The sequence below is a fragment of the Vibrio superstes genome, from assembly GCF_003569005.1.
GTDB lineage: Bacteria > Pseudomonadota > Gammaproteobacteria > Enterobacterales > Vibrionaceae > Vibrio > Vibrio superstes.
Window position 1 is genome coordinate 1688538 of sequence record NZ_BCUR01000004.1, and the last position, 20263, is coordinate 1708800.

17 protein-coding genes are annotated in these 20263 nt (G+C 45.6%); 8 read left to right on the top strand and 9 right to left on the bottom strand.

Annotated elements, in window-relative coordinates; genetic code table 11:
* Nucleotides 1-20 precede the first annotated feature (20 nt).
* Nucleotides 21-1757, top strand: coding sequence for a DNA repair helicase RadD (radD, locus tag D5I41_RS15765; protein WP_119010605.1), 1737 nt, complete (start codon nt 21-23; stop codon nt 1755-1757).
* 176 nt (nt 1758-1933) lie between these two features.
* Nucleotides 1934-2212 carry a 50S ribosomal protein L25 gene (rplY, locus tag D5I41_RS15770; RefSeq protein WP_017030070.1) on the top strand — a complete coding sequence of 93 codons (279 nt, stop codon included), beginning with the start codon at nt 1934-1936 and terminating at the stop codon, nt 2210-2212.
* Between the two features lie 302 nt (nt 2213-2514).
* On the opposite strand, the gene iadA is transcribed toward rplY, so the two are convergent.
* From iadA to D5I41_RS15810, 8 genes are all read right to left on the bottom strand, one after another.
* Nucleotides 2515-3687 carry a beta-aspartyl-peptidase gene (iadA, locus tag D5I41_RS15775; protein ID WP_119010606.1) on the bottom strand — a complete coding sequence of 391 codons (1173 nt, stop codon included), beginning with the start codon at nt 3685-3687 and terminating at the stop codon, nt 2515-2517.
* An 8-nt stretch (nt 3688-3695) separates the two neighbouring features.
* Nucleotides 3696-4559, bottom strand: coding sequence for an ABC transporter permease (locus tag D5I41_RS15780; protein WP_119010607.1), 864 nt, complete (start codon nt 4557-4559; stop codon nt 3696-3698).
* A gap of 5 nt (nt 4560-4564) precedes the next feature.
* Entirely contained in the window at nt 4565-5482 is a 918-nt protein-coding gene (locus tag D5I41_RS15785) for an ABC transporter permease (protein ID WP_119010608.1), read from the bottom strand.
* Between the two features lie 6 nt (nt 5483-5488).
* Nucleotides 5489-6994: an ABC transporter substrate-binding protein gene (locus D5I41_RS15790; protein ID WP_119010609.1), complete on the bottom strand. Its 1506-nt coding sequence runs from the start codon at nt 6992-6994 to the stop codon at nt 5489-5491.
* A 16-nt stretch (nt 6995-7010) separates the two neighbouring features.
* Entirely contained in the window at nt 7011-8849 is a 1839-nt protein-coding gene (locus tag D5I41_RS15795; protein ID WP_119010610.1) for an ABC transporter ATP-binding protein, read from the bottom strand.
* Between the two features lie 297 nt (nt 8850-9146).
* The gene (locus D5I41_RS15800) at nt 9147-10472 is read right to left on the bottom strand and encodes a metal-dependent hydrolase family protein (RefSeq protein ID WP_162892847.1); all 1326 of its coding nucleotides are present in this window, start codon (nt 10470-10472) and stop codon (nt 9147-9149) included.
* A gap of 16 nt (nt 10473-10488) precedes the next feature.
* Nucleotides 10489-11178 carry a DUF3299 domain-containing protein gene (locus D5I41_RS15805; RefSeq protein ID WP_162892848.1) on the bottom strand — a complete coding sequence of 230 codons (690 nt, stop codon included), beginning with the start codon at nt 11176-11178 and terminating at the stop codon, nt 10489-10491.
* Between the two features lie 219 nt (nt 11179-11397).
* Nucleotides 11398-11652, bottom strand: a complete 255-nt coding sequence (locus tag D5I41_RS15810) for a DUF1289 domain-containing protein (RefSeq protein ID WP_119010613.1) — start codon at nt 11650-11652, stop codon at nt 11398-11400.
* 161 nt (nt 11653-11813) lie between these two features.
* Between D5I41_RS15810 and D5I41_RS15815 the strand changes: the two genes are divergently transcribed.
* The gene (locus D5I41_RS15815) at nt 11814-12302 is read left to right on the top strand and encodes an META domain-containing protein (RefSeq protein ID WP_119010614.1); all 489 of its coding nucleotides are present in this window, start codon (nt 11814-11816) and stop codon (nt 12300-12302) included.
* A gap of 30 nt (nt 12303-12332) precedes the next feature.
* On the opposite strand, the gene D5I41_RS15820 is transcribed toward D5I41_RS15815, so the two are convergent.
* Nucleotides 12333-12719, bottom strand: a complete 387-nt coding sequence (locus D5I41_RS15820) for a hypothetical protein (protein ID WP_119010615.1) — start codon at nt 12717-12719, stop codon at nt 12333-12335.
* Nucleotides 12720-13017: 298 nt separating this feature from the next.
* On the opposite strand from D5I41_RS15820, the gene D5I41_RS15825 reads away from it, so the two are divergent.
* From D5I41_RS15825 to cydC, 5 genes are all read left to right on the top strand, one after another.
* Nucleotides 13018-14706 carry an NAD-dependent malic enzyme gene (locus D5I41_RS15825; RefSeq protein WP_119010616.1) on the top strand — a complete coding sequence of 563 codons (1689 nt, stop codon included), beginning with the start codon at nt 13018-13020 and terminating at the stop codon, nt 14704-14706.
* 23 nt (nt 14707-14729) lie between these two features.
* The gene (locus D5I41_RS15830; protein WP_371860102.1) at nt 14730-15485 is read left to right on the top strand and encodes a SanA/YdcF family protein; all 756 of its coding nucleotides are present in this window, start codon (nt 14730-14732) and stop codon (nt 15483-15485) included.
* 148 nt (nt 15486-15633) lie between these two features.
* Nucleotides 15634-16590 carry a thioredoxin-disulfide reductase gene (gene trxB, locus D5I41_RS15835; RefSeq protein ID WP_017030081.1) on the top strand — a complete coding sequence of 319 codons (957 nt, stop codon included), beginning with the start codon at nt 15634-15636 and terminating at the stop codon, nt 16588-16590.
* 110 nt (nt 16591-16700) lie between these two features.
* Complete coding sequence (gene cydD, locus D5I41_RS15840; RefSeq protein WP_119010618.1) at nt 16701-18473, top strand: heme ABC transporter permease/ATP-binding protein CydD; 1773 nt, start codon at nt 16701-16703, stop codon at nt 18471-18473.
* Nucleotides 18466-20199 (top strand): heme ABC transporter ATP-binding protein/permease CydC, encoded by a 1734-nt coding sequence (cydC, locus tag D5I41_RS15845; protein ID WP_119010619.1) that lies wholly within the window; start codon nt 18466-18468, stop codon nt 20197-20199. Before cydD ends, cydC begins: the two co-directional genes overlap by 8 nt.
* The last annotated feature ends 64 nt before the right edge of the window (nt 20200-20263 follow it).

Sequence of the window (20263 nt, forward strand, 5' to 3'; positions counted from 1 at the left end):
TCAGGAAATAGTATCCAGTCATGTACCAACTGAGGCCCTATCAAGCCGACTCTGTTAAGGCGGTCGTCCACTACTTTAGAAAGCGCAGCGAACCGGCAGTCATCGTCTTGCCTACTGGTGCAGGCAAGAGTTTAGTCATTGCCGAACTTGCTCGCCTTGCAAAGGGAAAGGTGTTGGTAATGGCGCACGTTAAAGAGCTCGTTGAACAAAATCACGCTAAGTATGAAAGCTATGACCTCACTGGTGCGATCTTTGCTGCAGGATTAGGCCGAAAGGAAACCGAGCAACAAGTGGTGTTCGCCTCAGTGCAATCCGTGGCTCGAAATCTAGAGGCCTTTAATGACCCTTTCTCTTTACTGGTCATTGATGAATGCCACCGCGTACCGGAAGATAAAAACAGCAGTTACCAAAAGGTCATTAGTCACTTAAAGGCGCTTAACCCTAACCTAAAGATATTAGGACTGACTGCGACGCCCTACCGTCTAGGTCTTGGCTGGATATATCAATACCATACTCGCGGTCAGGTGCGCTCTAACGAGGCTAGATTCTTCAGAGACTGCGTATTTGAGTTGCCTATTCGCTATCTATTAGATCAAGAGTTTCTGACTCCGGCAAAGATCATTGATGCTCCGCTATTTAGTTACGACTTCTCAGAAATCTCACCCACACACATGGGACGATATAGAGAATCGGATATGGATTTGGTCATTGAGAAATCAAAACGCGCTACCCCGCAGATACTCAACCAAATTGTTACGCTTGCCAAAAACCGCAAGGGCATAATGATATTTGCCGCCACCGTTAAGCATGCACAAGAGGTGCACGCATTATTACCGGAAGGGGAAGCGGCCATCGTTATTGGTGATACCCACACCAAAGAGCGAGACCGAATCATAGAAGAGTTCAAACAGCAAAAGATCAAATACCTGGTAAACGTGTCAGTTTTAACCACTGGATTTGACGCGCCACACGTTGACCTTATTGCGGTGCTCCGCCCAACGGAGTCTATCAGTCTCTATCAACAAATTATTGGTCGTGGTCTCAGACTCTCAGAGGGTAAAAGCGAATGCTTGGTTTTGGAGTATGCTGGTAACTGCTACGACTTGTATCAACCAGAGGTAGGTGCTCCACAACCGGATCCTGACAGCGAGATCGTCACTATTCCCTGCCCCGCTTGCGGCTTTAACAATAATTTCTGGGGAAAAACCGCTGAAAATGGCTTTGTTATCGAGCACTACGGTAGAAAGTGTCAAGGTTATCTTGAAGATGACGATGGCGAGCGTGAGCATTGTGACTATCGCTTCAGAGCGAAGTACTGTCGCGAATGTGGCGCGGATAATGATATCGCTGCACGCATTTGTCACGAATGCGATGCAGTACTGGTGGACCCAGACAAAAAACTCAAAGAGGCGTCAAACCTTAAAGATGCTCTGGTGTATGAATGCACGGATCTTGAGTTTTCCGTCATGAAAGACAGCAAAGGAAAGAACTTTTTAAGAGTGGTTTACCTGGGAGAAAGTGGCAATAAAGTCGGCTTGAATTTCTACCTCAACACCCCTGCACAAAAGAAAAGTTTTCACTCACAATTTGTCAAACTGCATCTTGCTGACAAACATCAAGAGTTTGACGGATTGTCTCCAACTAAGGTTGTCAATCAACAACATAGATTTAGACTTCCCAAGTTTGTTATTGCTCGCAAAGAAGGCAGATTTTGGAAGCTCAGAGATGTGATATTCGACAATGAGTTTATGCTGTAACTATTGCCTATTCATCTGCTAAAATGGCGCAGAATCCTATTGCTCGATTTTGTATTGAGTGGTAGTATCCGCGCTCGCTTTGACGATTTATCGTTTTAAAGCGAATCATATCGAAGACTAGGTCGCTAAGTCTTTGATGAAAATCTTTTTATTTTACTAATTTGAGAGTAAATACTATGAAATTTGAAGCAGTAGTACGTACTGAACTAGGTAAGGGTGCGAGCCGCCGCCTACGTCACGCTGGCCAATTCCCAGCAATCGTTTACGGTGGTGAAGCAGCGCCAGTATCAATCGCGCTAGTTCACTCTGACGTGATCAACCAAATGGACAAGCCAGAATTCTACGAAGTTATCACTCTAGTGATCGACGGCGCTGAAGTTAAGGTTAAGCCACAAGACGTTCAACGTCACGCGTTCAAGCCAAAAGTTGAGCACATGGACTTCATCCGCGTTTAATTCCCTACCAAGGAATTATACCGGATTAAATCCAGCCCTTTTGCATATATAAAGAACTCGGTCTTACCAACTGTAGATTCTTAAAAATTAGAAAGCCCGATTGCTACCAACAATCGGGCTTTCGCCTTTCTGTAATATCAAAAATAACGAGTTCCTACCAAGGAGTGCCTGCTCATCGATGCACTCCACGATACTGGCCTGCACCAAACTGCCCTTCCTTTGATATCGAACATAAAAAATCCCAGCCTAAAGCCGGGATCTTAGAGATTGCCAAATCAGGCTATTGAGAAACCAAACATTCGCTACTCAAACGTGCCTTTTACTATGGCCTCGCCTTCTGAAACCATGATTCGGCCTTTTGCGACGGTATGAGTTAGGCCTAAGCTTTCTTTATCCAATAGGACAATGTCTGCATCGTAGCCCACTTTTAATTCGCCCTTCAATTGGCTCAATCCAAGTTGTTTGGCAGCGTTCTTGGTGATTGGCAACAAGATATCAGACAACTCAAGGCTAAATTGATTAACGCCTCGGCGAATCTCTTCAAGTAAAGAACTTGGCGTGCCAACACCCATACCTACAATTCGAGTTCTATCTTGATTCCACTTAGGCAGTGAGCCACCAGCATCTGAGCTAAAGGTAAAGTTATCCTTAATCCCTAACTCGATAGACAGCTTGGTCGCTTCAGCACATGACATCGCTTTTCGGCCAGAGTCCAACATCTCTTGAGAAACCGCTGTCCCGTCTATGGTAGCGCCTCTCTTGGCCAGCTCCACCGCTTGAGGCCAAACGTCTTCTCTATTGATATGAGTCGGTACAAAACGCTCAGCTTGGTAATCCGTTTCATCCAATACATCGAGAAGTTGAGTTAACCCCTTCTTACCTGCTCCGGCGTGAACAGTAATGATGCCGGCTTTACCTGACACCAAGGCTGCATTACGCACCTGAGCCACTAGTTCCGCTAACCCCTCATGGGTGATATAAGGACCACGATGATCGGACACGGCCAACTTCACCCCTACAACAGGGTCAATGAAGGCTATATCTCGCATTACCGAACCGGTAATGGTTGGTGAGGGCAAAAAATAGGACCCAGTGATCATATAGGTGCTAATACCCTCATCACGAAAGCCCATGGTTTTGGCAAACAAGCTTTCGACGTGACGAGATAAATCATCAGTACCTAGCAAGCCGAGCGCTGTGGTGACACCGTTCAGTGTTTGATCCGTTAGTTTGAGTTCAGGTGTACGTGTTGCATAGCCGCCCTCACCTCCACCACCGATAAAGTGTTGATGGGTATCAACAAACCCAGGTACGACGCACGCACCCTTTGCATCAATCACCTTATAGTCGCCAATTAGGGCAGACTCATCGATATACTTCTCTATGGCAATGATCTTGCCACCAGCACAGAGAATATCTTTATCCCCAAGAAACTCAGGCGCATGCACTGAGCCATTTTTAATTAATAACTGCATAGTAATCCTTAGTTTTTAGGGTCTAGAGCCGAGCGAATGCCATCGCCTAAGACGTTGCATGAGAGCACCGTCAAAAAGATACATAGCCCAGGGAAAAGCGTTAGGTACATATAGCCATCTACCGCCATGAAATCTCGGCTCGACGCAAGCATGGCACCCCATTCTGGCGAAGGCGGTTGAGCGCCAAGCCCCAAGAAGCTCAAGCTGGCTGCAGTCAATACTGACGTACCGACACGCATGGTGAAATACACCAGTACACTGCTGATGGTTGAAGGAATAATGTGCTTAAACATGATCCTTGGCGTACTTGCGCCCATGGTTTTCGCCGCGCGAACGTATTGAGAGTTCATCACTGATAATGTTTGTGAGCGCACGATACGCGCAAACATTGGGGTACTGAAGATAGCAATGGCAATTATCACATTCACAATACCGCCGCCAAGTACCGCAACAATACCGATGGCTAGCAAGAAACTTGGAAAGGCAAACAACACATCCGCTGCACGCATGATGATGGCATCGGCAATACCGCCGTAGTAGCCACTGATCACACCAAGAACCGTACCAGCAATTACGCCTATGGTTACCGACACAAAGCCAACAGAGAGCGAAATACGAGCACCATATACAAGGCGTGCAAAGTTATCACGACCATACAAGTCTGTACCTGCCCAATGCTCCCACGAAGGAAGACTCAAGATATTGTTGTAATCCACATCTGTTGCGGTGAAATGCAAAAATATCGGCGCGGCGATGGCCATAACTACCATAGTCAGCAAGATGCACAATGCGACAATAGCTGTTTTCTCTCGCTTAAAGCGAATCAAAAACATGCTAAAAGGAGAAAGAGTTTTACTCGAATTAGTATCCATAATTCCTACTTCATTTTGATCTGTGGGTTCACAACGGAATACAAGACATCAACCACGAAGTTGATCAGCACGAAGTGAAACGAATAAAGAATCAATAGCGCCTGCACCACCGGGTAGTCCCTAGCATTCACGCTGTCGATTAAGAACGAACCCAATGCAGGCAAACCAAAGATGCTCTCAACCACAATCGAGCCGCTCAATACAAAACCAATCTGCAAACCAATCACGGTAATGATGGGCAACATGGCATTACGAAATGCATGCTTGATCAGTACTCGACTCTCCATCAAACCCTTGGCTCTGGCTGTTTGGATATAGTTTTCAGACAACACGTCTAAAAATGCTGAACGAGAGAAGCGCGCAATGATGGCTGTGCCCACAGTTGCCAATGTTAACGATGGCAACACTAGATCATGCAAGCCTTCATAGCCCGTGGGGTTAAACCAGCCTAGCTTAACGGCAAACACCTGGATCAGAATCAAGCCCAGCCAAAAATCAGGCACTGAAATCCCCGAGACGGCGACAACCATACTCACTCTGTCAGGCAAGCGAGATTGATAAACCGCAGCAATAACGCCCAGCAAGATACCAACAGGGATAAACCACAAAGAAACCAAAGCAAGAGTAGCTGTGACCTTGTAACGCTCACTGATAAGGCTGACCACTGAGTCACAATTAATCATGGACTTACCAAGATCAAGATGCGCAAGGTTCACTACGAAATGCTGAAACTGAACCAACAAAGGAAGGTCTAGGCCCAATTGATGACGAACGGCTGCAATATCCTGACTGCTGGCATCTAAGCCAGCAATCATTTTCGCAGGGTCGCCAGGTAACATGTGAACGAACAAGAATGCAATCACGGCAATGAGGAACATTACCCCGATCATGCCTAATAGTCGTTTTACAATATACTGCGACATGCTTTATTACTCGTAGTGAACGTCAGTGATAGCTAAAGAGCCGTCTGGCAGCATATTGATGCCCTGTACGCTCTTAGATTTAGCCCAAAGTTGGGTATCGACTGTTGTCCAAATGCCGGCAGCGTCATTCCATACGGTGGATTGAACGTTCTGGTAGATCTTCGCTTTTTCCGCTGTATCTAGTGTTTTTTGGCCATCAGCCAACCATTGATCAACCTTGGCGTTTTTGTAGTAGCTGTAGTTAGATGTTCCTTGTGAACCGAACAGTGGACGGGTAGCCCAGTCAACGGTGGCTGATGATGAAGACCAACCGGAATCAAAGATCACCGGCGGAGTACCGTCGTTATTGATGCCGTCGCCTGCCGAGTAATGGCTGGCCACATCACGAGGAACAATAGTGGTATTAACACCGATCGCTTGTAGTTGCTGTTGAATAAACTCAGCACTACGCATGCTGGTTGTTACGTTCTTCGCCCAGATAACCGCATCAAAACCATCGGCATAGCCGGCTTTTGCCAAAAGCGCTTTCGCTTTTGCTACGTCATAGGTATATGGAGTTTGCGCTGCAAAGGTTTCAATTTTCTCAGGTACGATGGATTTGAGAGTGCTGGCATCACCGCCGAAAACAACCTTCTTATAAGCGTCCTTATTGATGGCAAAGTTCAGAGCCTTACGTACATCAACATTAGCTAAGATCTCATTTTGAGTATTCAGCGCATAATAACGAGCGATGATAGATGGAGAAGCAACCGCATCAAGTTTTTTGTCACTGCTCACTGCAGGCTTCATGGTGTTTGGCAACTGAAGCATCACCTGAGCTTGACCGCTCTTAAGCATTGCAAGGCGAGAACCCGCCTCTGGTACAGCGCGGAATTCAAGATGCTCTACCTTAACGGGTTCGCCCCAATAAGTAGGATTCGCATCCATAGTGATTTTTGAGCCACGGATCCATTTATTCAGTACATAACGGCCCGTACCTACTGGGTGCGCCTTGATATCATCACCGTATTTTGCAATTGCAGCTGGGCTAATCATGCCCTGACTTGGGTGAGTGATGTTGTTGATAAAGGTGTTCGACGGTGCTTTAAGCTTCACCTCTAATACGCTATCAGAAATCACATTGAAGCTTTCTACGTTGGACAGCAAAGAGGCACGACGCTGCTTCTTATCAATCTCATCTTGGAAGTTAAACTTAACGGCTTCTGCATTAAATGGCGTACCATCGGTAAATTTCACGCCCTCACGCAATGTGATGACATAGGTTTGGCCATTATCGCGAACTTCATAATCCGTAGCGAGATTAGGCTGAACCTTCATATTCTCATCAAACTTAAACAGTCCATCATAGATAGCATTTGCCACGCTCATATCTAAGGTTACGCCTGCGTTGTGAGGGTTCAACGTCTGGACAGTGCTGGTTGAGGCGACAACCACTTTATCTTGGGCTGCAAATACGTTGGCACTCAGGCCTAACGCAACTGCAAGAACTAAGGTTTTCTTTGTTGTGTTCATGTGCATTCCTTTGTAATTATTCGGTAGCGGAGAAATGGGTTGATGTGTGTTCTATCAATTGAATAGGTTTTGGATATTCACCAAAGGGGAAGATTGGATCAGGTATGTCATCCGTTAACAATTCAAACTGCTTGGGGGCTGAGCGCTCTGTATCGATAGAAGGGATCGCAGCCAGTAGCTTTTGCGTGTAGCTGTGTTTTGTGTCCTCAAATACCTCCTGACGGTGGCCTATCTCAACCAATTGACCCTTAGTCAAAACCGCGACTCTATGACAGACGCGCTCAATCACGGCCATATCATGTGAGATGAAGATAAATGAGATGCCAAATTCATTTTGAAGCTCAAGCATCAGGTTCAAAACGGTCGCCTGTACTGAAACATCTAACGCAGAGACTGATTCGTCTGCCACAATGATTTTTGGCTGGGTAGTCAGTGCTCGAGCAATGTTCACCCGCTGTAACATGCCACCGGAAAACTCGTGTGGGTAGTGACGATACAGCTCTGACTTAATGCCTACTTTATTAAGTAGTTCCTTGGCTTTCTTCTCTCTCTCGCCCTGTGACATTTCAGGGTGATGGATGATGAACGGCTCTTCAACACACTCCCCTATCGTCATTTGCGGATTAAGAGAAGCAAGAGGATCCTGAAAGATAAAAGAGATGTCTTTCTTGATGTTTTTACGTTGTTCTGAGGTAGGATTTAGTAGATCAATACCCTGATAAGCAAGGCCACCCGTTGCCTCTTCTAGCAGGCCTAGGATGGCGTTTCCTATAGTGGATTTACCAGAACCCGACTCACCAACAATGCCTAGGGTTTCGCCCTTCCAAAGCTTGAAGCTGACATCATTCACAGCGTGTACCTGATGAGTCACTTTGCCAAAGAAGTTGTGTTTTCTAGGAAAAACTACATGCAGTCGATCCACGTTCAATAAGGGCGCTTCACTGTAGTCTACCGGGCGACCGGGGATCTCCACCGATGTTGAGTTTCCTTTCAGCTCTTCTTCCATGGTCAGAACAGGAAAACTGTAAGGTACTGCGCGACCACGCATTGAGCCTAGCTTAGGTGCAGCCTTTAATAACGCCTTTGTATAAGCGTGCTGAGGCGCTAAAAATACTTGATTGAGCGTCCCGGTTTCAACAATGTCACCGTGATACATAACGGCGACTCGGTCGGCAACCTCATGCACAACCCCCATATCATGGGTAATAAAGATGACCCCCATTCCAAGCTCTGCTTGAAGTTCTCGAATCAAGCCGAGTATCTGCGCTTGTATAGTGACGTCTAATGCTGTGGTCGGTTCATCAGCGATGAGAAGCTTGGGCTTACAGGCGAGTGCCATGGCGATCATAACCCGCTGACGCATACCACCGGATAACTGATGAGGATAAACCGTTAGCACCTGACGGCCCGACGGAACACGCACGAGATCTAGCATACGACCGGCTTCTTCGATGGCTTCTGCTCGAGAGGTCTTTTGATGAATCTGCACCGCTTCAGCGATTTGATTGCCCACTGTCATTAGCGGGTTTAAGGAAGTCATGGGGTCTTGAAATATCATGGATATCTCATCGCCACGGATCTGCTGAGCTTGACGTCGACTCATTGACACCATCTCTACTGGTTGGTCACTGAGTTTACTGTCATGGAGATGTATTTGGCCTGATTTGGCAGCCTTGTTTCCGAGCAAACCCATAATGGCCTTACTCATAACAGATTTACCTGATCCAGATTCACCCACTACTGCGAGAATTTCGTTCTTGCTTACGTCGATGTTAACGTCATGAAGAACACCCTTCTTACCCTGCATGGTATTAAAAGAGACATTGAGATCACTGATCTGAAGAAGTCGGCTCATTATTTCCCTGCCTAGATTATTCGTAATGAATACCTAGGATAAGGATTTACAGCGTCATGTTTAATATAAAAAAATGAAAACTATAATTGCGCCATGTTTATTTGTTTAACATTTAAAGAAATATTCTTGCGAACAATATTCAAATATATTAATAGAAGCAGCTATATTTTAGTCAAAATTTTTACCATTGACCGCTCTAAAAAAAGTGGGCGATTTCCCTAAAAATAGTCTTTGTTTTCATCACGTTAAAAAACCTAGTCTTTTTATGACTAGGTTTAATATCAATTAAACTATCGACTAGTTAATAGTCGTGTTTTTATAAATATTTCCATTCTTCATTATAAGATGGAAATTAGCTGATGGATTACTCAATACAGAGAGATCCTCAAGTGGATTCCCATCAATTAAAATCAAATCCGCAAGTGCACCCTCTTTCACAACACCTAGTTTCCCAGGGTATGGGTTTCGAGGTCCAGACATTGCCAGTAATTCAGCATTGCCAGAGGTTGCTTGACGCAGTATTTCGTAGTTAGAGAACCATTTGCTGCGGTTAGTAAACTCTTCATTCTGACGAGACATTAGAGCATGATCACCAATCACGTCTGTACCAAAGGCCACCTTCTTATAGCCTTTTTTCTTGATCAAACTAAAGGTGTTATCCAATCCCTCAAATGCCTGTGCAAATTTTGCTTTCTGAGCATCATTCACACCTGCTGGTGTATTGATATACACCAAGGTTTGTACACTAAGCCACGCGTCTTTCTCAATCAACAGATCCATATTTTCTTCATTGATAAAGTTGGCATGCTCTATCGATTGCACGCCAGCATCTAGCGCCATACGGATACCATGATTGTTGTATACATGGGCAGCAACGTAAGTATTCCAGTTTTGAGCCGCCTTGACTGCGACCTCCACTTCTTCAGGTAGAAACTGAGTCACGTCCAACGGGTCAGTCGGTGAAGCAGCCCCTCCACCGACAAGCAACTTAACCTGGCTCGCACCCTTTCTCAATTGCTCTCGAGCACCGGTCAAGACTTGGGGTTGACCATCAACAATCTCAGTATGCCCTCCTCGAACAAAGGGATCTGGATCCGTGGTATGTAACTTAGGTAAGCTGTTAGGCATTCGATAATCAGCATGACCGCCAGTTTGAGTCAACACGCCTCCTGATGGATAGATCCTTGGGCCCTGAATAATCTCTTGATCAATGGCTTTCTTTAGTGAAAAGGTGTTCCCCCCCATATCGCGAGCAGTAGTGAAGCCCCTAAGCAGCATAGCTTCCGATTCTTCCACTTGGCCAATAGCAAAGCGATACTCATCAGCCACCATCATTTCACTAAAGCCCAACTGCAAAGACAAATGCACATGTGCGTCAATAAAACCCGGTGTCAATGTGCGCCCATCACCCTCCACAATCGTATCGGATTCTTGTGCCGCGATCCCTTTAGAGATAGTTTTAATGGTATTGCCTTCAATCAATACATCCATATCCGATGCCAAACCATTGGTCGTGCCATCAAATATATTTACGCCTTTAATGAGTATTCTATCTTCAGCAAAAACTGAAAATGATAAACTTGATAGTAATAAAGAAGAAATAATAGTGTTTTTACGAAACATATTTTTACCTATAAATTTATTTAGCCATATATTCAACATTTTCTGCATCCATTTGATAAAGACTCTCAACCTTATTTATTCCATCATAATAAGTAGCGTTATCTGTATTTAATTCGGTTTCTAGTTTTCCACTTATCCATAACGGGTCTTCCAGAGAATTCATTGCTATTCCATCGTCATAAGTCACTAGAATAATTTGGTTAGCCGCTGGTGCCGGCGTGTGAATGCATTGCCCAGCAATGGGCACCAAAAAGAAACGAGTGACTTTCATTCCGTCCATATCGATAGGCACCAAGTAGCCACCTATTATCCAATTCTTATCAATAACCTGAGGGTTAGGAGAGTAGATATTCCTCCTATTCATCTCAGTAATCTCACTCCGTACACGGTATAACTCGTTGGCATCTAACCCTTGCTTCTCGAGCTGCGACTCTAGTGAAGATAATTTATCCTTGATGAACTGCTGAGATTCACTGTCTAATTTAACGTTGGATTTATTCAATACATCTTTTAATCCTGAGTACTCTCTTAAGGTATTAATATTCTCGTAAGACATATTTTCAAAGGGGTTATCGACTGTTTTTGTAGGTATAACTAATGACTCCCAACTCAACTGCTTTTCGTCATTAAATATTCCGAAAGCATAGACATTCACAGAATAAATAAAAAACAGTGCCACAGATTTCATTATTAGCTTTAAGCCCATATTTCGCCTCTCACTAAAAAATATGCAGAATAACCAGCAGTGGGCTAACCCACTCATCATGTGATATCCGCAATTATAAGGAGAAGGATGAAATGATGAACTTCAGTTTGATGGATCACACCCATCAAACTCCGGTATCGGAGAATATAATTAACAAATGTAGTGATGAAAGTAGGCAGTCAACAGCCAGGTTACTGGGAGAAAAAGTAGGACACAGGGTTAGTCGAACAGATCCGCTTGAGGATTGGTAGGTTCTGTTACGGTCGTTTTTGGCGAGGATGGGTTGTTTAACATTTTACGGCGATAGCGCTGACGGCATAGTTTGATCACGTGTTTCTTTTTATTGGGCGACATTGTTTGCCATTCAAAGCGTTCATCTCGATTGCGCATGCATCCTTTGCAATAGCCTCGCTCGTCAGAGCTGCACACGCCAATACAAGGGCTGGGCACATCAAAAAAATCTAATTGTTCCATTTACACCCCCATATTCAACCCTTGAATCAATACCCAACAGTATTCATCAAATAGGTCTATTATTCAATGAATGTCATTGCAATTACTGACGTATAACTGACATATTTCTCTTTATTTGTTATACACTTGGACCATCTTCTTCAAATATCTGGAGTCTTTAAATGTACAAAAAAATAACGGCAATATCAGCTGCACTGCTAATTTCAGCTTGTTCAAGTATGGGCGGTAATGATGCGGATAAGCAAGCTATGGATAGCAAGGCTGAAATGGAAATGAGTGCCGAAACTTTGCAAGTCAATGAGCAAGCACTACAGCATCACCATTGGGTATTAACTCATATTGACGGTAACGCGGTAGAGGTTGAAGAGAACTTCAAAGCTCCGACCCTAGAAGTTGGCGAGAAGATGACGACCAACGGCAACGCTGGTTGTAATAACTTCTTTGGTCAAGGTGAACTTAAAGACGGTAAGTTCCGCATCCAACAGATGGGAATGACTATGAAGATGTGTCCAGAAGGTGTAATGAACACTGAGATGGCATACTCAAAAGCACTTTCTGAATGGAATGACGTCGTTCTTACTAAGCAGACAATGGAACTAAAAAGTGCAGAGCATACTTTGACGTTTCAACTGAAAGACTGGGTAAACTAAACCCAAGTGTGTGGGTCGTCTATGGGCGACTCACAACGTTACCTTCCAAAGCTCTTCATCAATACACTCAATCTTCACCTCTGCACGAGCGCAAATAGCCTCGATTTGTTCTTGTTCAAACGAATAAGGCAAAGAGATCTCAAGTGATGCGATGTTTTCCTGTTTTGCAATTCTCAGCAGCTTAACCAAGTTCTTCTCATCACTGTGCGTGGAAGATAGCTGATTGAGGGCACTCTCCCACAGTTTCTGTTCTGAGTTCTGTGCTTTATCAATTTCTTGTTGCCACAGCGTGCCAAAGATAGGCGCTATGCTGTGAATGACATCGACAAAACGCCAGCGATGACCACGACTACTCTCACCCAAAAAATGGGTGTAGTCGAAGCGAACAGCGTTACTTTGCATCTGGCTAATAGTCATTGTTCCCACAGAATTTGCGTTAGGATTAGTCAAAAATTGGCTATGTTATTGATAACTATCAGCCGATACTCACAACAGTACAAGACTGTATGAAATAACGTTCCACTACACCAACAATCAATTCCTAATTGATATATATGTAACTGGTTGTTAACAGTTTAGTTAACTATTTCGACACTTATTTGCCCTGTGGGGAAACATTTGACAAAAAATGATCACTGCGTCATTCAATTTACAAATGGGATAACTTACAATGCCCTTCGCTGAACTCTTCTCTACTCTCCAACTAGGTTAAACGATGAAAAACGACAAAAGACCGCTTTATATACCACACGCAGGGCCTGCACTTCTAAGTACTCCACTGCTCAACAAAGGAAGCGCATTTACCGCTTCAGAACGGTCCTACTTTAACCTAGACGGTTTGTTGCCAGAGACAACAGAAACAATTGCAGAACAAGTGGAACGTGCTTATCAGCAATATCAACAGTTCGACAATGATATGGATCGCCATATTTACCTGCGAAATATTCAAGATACCAATGAAACCTTGTTTTACCGCTTAGTACAAAATCACATCTCTGAGATGATGCCTATCATCTATACGCCGACCGTTGGCGCAGCATGTGAAAAGTTCTCTAATATCTATCGACGCGGTCGCGGCCTTTTCATCTCATATTCTAATAGAGACCGTATCGATGACCTTCTCAATAATGCCTCTACGCATAACGTAAAGGTGATCGTTGTAACCGACGGCGAACGTATTCTAGGTTTGGGTGACCAAGGTATCGGCGGTATGGGTATTCCTATTGGTAAGCTTTCTCTGTATACCGCCTGTGGTGGTATCAGCCCAGCTTACACATTGCCAATTGTTTTAGATGTGGGCACCAACAACCCGCAGCGCTTAGCCGACCCTATGTACATGGGATGGAGACACCCTCGCATTACTGGTGCTGAGTACGACGAATTTGTAGAAGAGTTCATCCAAGCCGTTCAGCGTCGCTGGCCTGAGGCTCTGGTTCAGTTTGAAGACTTCGCACAAAAGAATGCAATGCCACTATTGAAGCGTTATAAAAACCGCATTTGCTGTTTTAATGATGACATTCAAGGAACCGCTGCAGTGACTGTAGGCTCACTGATTGCGGCCTGTCACGCAGCAGGTAGCAAGCTGTCAGACCAACGCATTACCTTTGTGGGTGCGGGTTCAGCAGGTTGTGGTATAGCCGAAGCTATCGTCGCTCAAATGCAAGCAGAAGGCTTACCTGAAGACGAGGCTCGCTCTCGCATTTATATGGTGGACCGCTGGGGTCTACTCCAAGATGGTATGCACAACCTTCTCGATTTCCAAAAGCCATTAGCCCAAAAGTCTGAAAACCTTAAACAGTGGCAGGCAGAAGGACAAGACTACTCCTTGTTAGATGTAGTAGAGAACGCTAAACCGACGGTATTGATCGGTGTTTCAGGAGCGCCAGGCATCTTCAGCCAGCAGGTGATTCAAACCATGCATAAGCATTGCCCTCGCCCAATCGTTTTCCCGCTATCGAACCCAACCAGCCGAGTAGAAGCGGTGCCAAAAGACGTCCTTGATTGGACCGATGGCCAAGCCTTAGTCGCTACTGGCAGCCCATTTGAGCCTGTGCTGGTTAATGGTAAACGCCTTGAGATCGCTCAGTGTAACAACAGCTATATCTTCCCGGGTATCGGCCTTGGGGTACTTTCTGTCTCGGCTTCTCGTATTACCGATGAAATGTTAATGGAATCCAGCCGAGCCCTTGCTGAGTGTTCACCACTGGCTATCAAAGGCCACGGCGCATTGCTACCACCTCTGGAAGAGATTCATTCAGTATCGAAGAAAATCGCTTTTGCTGTTGCAAAACAAGCGATTAAGCAAGGCGTGGCACTAGAGATCACCGATCAAGCAATCAAAGAGTCCATAGACAATCACTTCTGGCAACCGGTTTACCGTCGTTACAAGCGTACTGCCTTCTAGTGAGTAAACTGAGTTGGATTGATATAAAGGACTATTGGCGCGAAACTTCGATTTGGCACTTAGCCCTTAGAGCTTTGAAAATATTGATACTGCTGGGTAGCGGGATCACGCTGTGCGTTATCCTGCTATTAAGCTCAGTAGACTTTTGGATGAGCTATCAAGCCCAAGGCCGAATCCATAAAGAAGTGGAATCAGCACCCTCGAGAGACATCGCCCTGATCTTAGGTACGAGTAAATATATAGGTAGAACCTTAAACCCTTATTACACCTATCGTATTGACGCCGCCATTGAGTTATATAAACAGCAAAAAGTGCGCGGTTTCTTACTCAGTGGCGACAATGCCCATCGCTCATACAATGAGCCTTGGACTATGAAACGAGACCTTTTAAGGGCGGGTATACCTGAAGAGCTTATCTTCCTAGATTATGCGGGATTTAGAACGCTCGACTCTATTGTTCGCGCCAAACAGATCTTCAACCTCAATGACTTCACTATCGTTACCCAAACCTTCCACTGCGACAGGGCTCTGTTCATTGCCAATTACTACAAAGCGGATGCCATCTGCCTAGGGGTTCCCTCCCCTAAACCAAGATCTTGGTTCAATGTCAGGGTTCGGGAAGTCTTTGCCCGCATTAAAGCCATGCTCGATGTCTACATCATGAACACACAACCCAAGTTCTTAGGTCCTCAAGAGCCGATATTGGATATGCTGCCGAAATACGAATACGGGCCAATCATGCCACGCTTCGTTCCCAAACCGACGGCTGAAAGCGAATAGCTATAAGCAATCCGCTGTGGTTAGGTCCTCATTTCGTGCCCTATCCTTGATTTCTCCGCTTTCACACCAATATACCTTTAATCATCATCTTCAATTCGTGGCTTGAATTACTTACAATCGAGGCAGAATTAAAAAGGATCAAACAGTTATGAGTAATGTTAAGCACTGTAAACTACTTATTTTAGGGTCAGGCCCTGCTGGATATACGGCGGCAATCTATGCAGCTCGTGCAAATCTTAATCCAGTTATCGTGACAGGGATGCAACAAGGTGGTCAGCTTACCACCACTACGGAAGTAGAAAACTGGCCAGGAGATGCCAGTGACTTAACCGGTCCAGCTTTGATGGAGCGTATGCAAGCTCACGCTGAAAAGTTCGAAACCGAGATTATCTTCGACCACATCAACAAGGTTGACCTGAGCCAAAAGCCATACCGTTTATTTGGTGACAGCACAGAATTTACCTGTGATGCATTGATCATCGCAACGGGAGCGTCTGCGAAATACATCGGCTTAGACTCTGAAGAAGCCTTTAAGGGTCGCGGCGTATCTGCTTGTGCCACTTGTGATGGCTTCTTCTACCGCAATCAAGAAGTCGCCGTTGTCGGTGGCGGCAATACTGCGGTTGAGGAAGCTTTGTATCTTTCAAATATCGCTTCAAAGGTGCACTTGGTCCATCGCCGCGACTCATTCCGCGCAGAGAAGATCTTGGTAAAACGTCTGATGGACAAGGTTGAGTCAGGCAATATTGTTCTGCACACCGACCGCACTCTCGATGAGGTCGTTGGCGACGATATGGGTGTCACTGGCGTTCGCGTTAAGGATACTAAATCGGATGCAACAGAGCTGATTAATGTCATGGGTGCGTTTATCGCTATCGGTCACCAACCTAATACCGGCATTTTCAAAGAACAGTTGAAGATGAATCACGATTACATAGTGGTGAATTCCGGCCTAGAAGGCAATGCAACACAAACCAGCATACCGGGTGTGTTTGCCGCCGGTGATGTTATGGATAATCAGTATCGTCAAGCTATCACATCAGCAGGTACTGGCTGTATGGCTGCGCTAGATGCTGAGCGTTATCTCGACGAAATTGATGCGTAAACAAAAATAATTGCCTCTCATATTGAAATCTTAGCGTCCACAGAGTACATCTGTGGACCTTTTTCGATATACTCCCCCAAATCAAAATTATTCGCATTTAAATCATATTCATGGATAAGAAAACCCAAGGCGAGTTGAGCCGCTGGCTTAAACAGCAAAGTAAGCTAGCAAAGCGATGGTTGACCCTGACAGTTGTCGCAGGGGTTGCTTCTGCCGTTGTGCTCATCATTCAAGCCTCACTCATCGCTCAAATCCTACATAGCCTCATCATTGAACATGCCGACAAGTATGATTTAGTCCCTCACTTCGTTGGCCTTGGTGCGACAGTGATTCTGCGCAGTGCCCTCGCATGGGGCAGAGAGATTGCAGGATACAGAAGTGGCGAACAGGTTCGCATCTATATTAGAGGCTTAGTGGTCGATAAGATGCGTCGTTTGGGGCCTGGCCACATCAAAGGTAAAACTGCAGGCGCATGGGGTACTATGCTGATCGAGCAGGTAGAAGAGATGCAAGATTTCTTCGCAAAATACCTACCGCAAATGGCACTCTCAGCGCTAGTCCCTTTTATGATCTTGGTGGTGGTATTCCCACTCAACTGGGTCAGCGGGCTGATATTTTTGATCACCGCGCCGCTCATTCCGTTTTTCATGGCACTGGTTGGCAAAAAAGCCGCCGATGCAAACCGTAAAAACTTCAAAGCATTGCAACGCTTGTCTGGTCATTTTTATGACCGCCTGCAAGCGATGACCACGATTCGCTTATTCGACCGTGCAAGAGATGAAAAAGAACAGCTGCACGCTGCGTCAGAGGTGTTTCGCGAGCGCACTATGAGCGTATTGAAGATCGCTTTTCTGTCTTCTGCGGTATTAGAGTTCTTCACTTCAATCTCCATTGCCCTCACCGCGGTTTATTTTGGTTTCACCTTTATTGGTGAGCTTAACTTTGGACACTATGGCACCAGCGTTACCCTATTTACAGGCTTGTTCATCTTGATACTCGCACCAGAGTTCTACCAACCTCTTCGCGATCTTGGCACCTTTTATCACGCCAAGCAGCAAGCGATTGGCGCGGCAGAAAGCATTGTAGATTTCTTGAATATTGAAGAGCCTAAACAAGAGAGCAACAAGCAGGTTATCAATAGTGAGAAAAGCTGCGTGATAACAGCCTCTGATTTAATCGTTACTAGCACAGAAGGCAAGGTATTGGTTGGCCCTGTCAGCTTCACTCTAGAAACGGGCAAGAAAACGGCTTTGGTTGGCCCAAGCGGAGCAGGTAAAACCTCAATAATGAACGCCCTTCTTGGATTTCTTCCTTACCAAGGCAGTCTCACCATTAATGGCACAGAATTATCTGAGGTTGATCTCAACAGCTACCGTTCAATGGTGAGTTGGGTAGGTCAAAACCCATTACTGGTTCATGGCACGATTGCCGAGAACCTTAACCTTGCTGAAAAAACGTTTAGCTCGCAACAGTTACAAGACAAAATCAAACAGGCTCACGCCGATGAATTTATCGATAAGCTGGGTCTAGATCATGCCATTGCGGATCGCTCTGGAGGCCTGTCTGTAGGCCAAGCTCAGCGTATCGCTCTAGCCCGCGCCTTATTACAAGATGGCCAATTCTGGCTACTTGATGAGCCGACCGCTAGCTTGGATGCCCGCAGCGAATCGTTAATCAATGAGAGCCTGCAATCAGCTCTAGTGAGTAAAACCGCGCTTATGGTCACTCACCAATTAAGTAATCTGCAGCAAATGGATCAAATATTAGTGTTGGAAAATGGCGCGCTCACTCAGCAAGGTAGCTACAGTGAACTGCAACATCAAGGTACCTTCAAAGCGATGCTGAATCAGCAGCAAACACTAGGAGGCGGTATCGATGCGTGAGTTACTTCCCTACCTAAAACTGTATAAAAAGCATTGGTTTGGTCTATCCCTAGGGATGATTTTGGGCTTTCTCACCCTATTTGCCTCTATCGGTCTACTAACTTTATCTGGCTGGTTCCTTTCCGCTGCCGCTGTGGCTGGACTCACCATAGCCCGAGAAACCTTCAACTACATGCTTCCTGGAGGTGGTGTTCGTGGCCTTGCAATGGGCCGTACAGCCGGTCGTTGGGGTGAACGTGTGGTGTCACACAACGCAACCTTTAAGCTGCTTACTGATTTGCGTGTTTATTTCTATGAGAAGCTCACCCCACTGATCCCAGGTCGTGTGGGTGGGTTGCGTGATGCCGACCTGCTCAACCGCTTAGTTGCGGATGTATCAGCCATGGATCACGTTTACCTACGTCTTGTGAGCCCAGTAATACTGAGCATTCTAGGTATCACCTGCCTAACGGGTTTCTTGGTGTGGTTTGATAGTGATATCGGTCTAACACTTGGCGCTATATTGATGGCTCTGGTTCTTATCTGGCCTGTACTCTTTTATAAATTGGGTAAAGGTAATGGGCATAGACTGACGCAAAACCGGGCAGACCTTCGTATCCGCGCTCTGGATTGGATTGAAGGCCATAGTGAGCTTCTATTATTTGGCGCCGAAAAACGCTACAGAGAGAAGATCGATCAAGCGCAAATGGCACTGATGAGCAATCAGGCGATCAACGCTCATATTACAGGTCTTGCCAACGCTTTGCTGTTATTGGCAAATGGCATGACGTTACTGCTGATCTTATGGATGTCTGCAGACGGGATTGGCGGATCTGCACCTAGCCCACTTATCGCTCTGGTGGTATTTGCAACTCTAGCCAGTGTTGAGCTGCTAATGCCTATTGCTGGAGCGTTCCAATACCTAGGCCAAACACTGGCATCCGCACGACGACTTAATGAGGTTATTGGTGCAGAGCCTGATGTGCAATTCCCTAGCTATACCCACAACAAAGTCATCGGCAGAGACAGTAAAGTTGCCGTTGAGTTTAGCGATGTTTCATTTGCCTACGAAAGCAATGCTCCCCTTGCTGTAGATAACCTATCACTTAGCGTACCGGCGGGCAGTAAGCTTGCCATTCTAGGTAAAACAGGCAGTGGCAAATCAACGCTGCTTCAATTGCTGACCCGCTACTGGGATGTTCAGCAAGGTGATATCAAGATTGGCGAACAGGCACTGACCGAGCTCTCTGAATCGGAGCTACGCAGTCTTATTTCGGTAGTAAGTCAACGTGTTGATGTGCTAAATGGCACCTTGCGCGACAACCTATTAATTGCAAAACCTGATGCAGACGACAGTGAATTAGCAGGAACCCTATCAAAAGTTGGCCTTGAGTACTTGATGGATGCACCTGGGCTTGATCAATGGCTAGGCGATGGCGGAAGACAACTCTCTGGCGGTGAGAAACGCCGTATCGGTATCGCTCGCGCCGTATTACACGATGCCCCTATCCTTCTACTCGACGAACCTACAGAAGGCCTGGACCGCTCTACTGAATCACAAATCATGTCGCTACTAGAGCAGCACTATCAAGACAAAACTGTGGTCTTTGTAACCCATCGTCTGGTGGGCCTAAGTAAGATGGATAATGTTGTGGTACTTGAGCAAGGTAAGCTAGTAGAACAAGGCGAGCACAGCGAGCTTCTTAAGCAAAATGGGCGTTATTTCCAACTGCATCAAGCAATCTAGAAAATTATACCAATCACAGTAAGTGGTCAGAAATAGCGTAGGAAAAACTCTGGATAACAAGGCA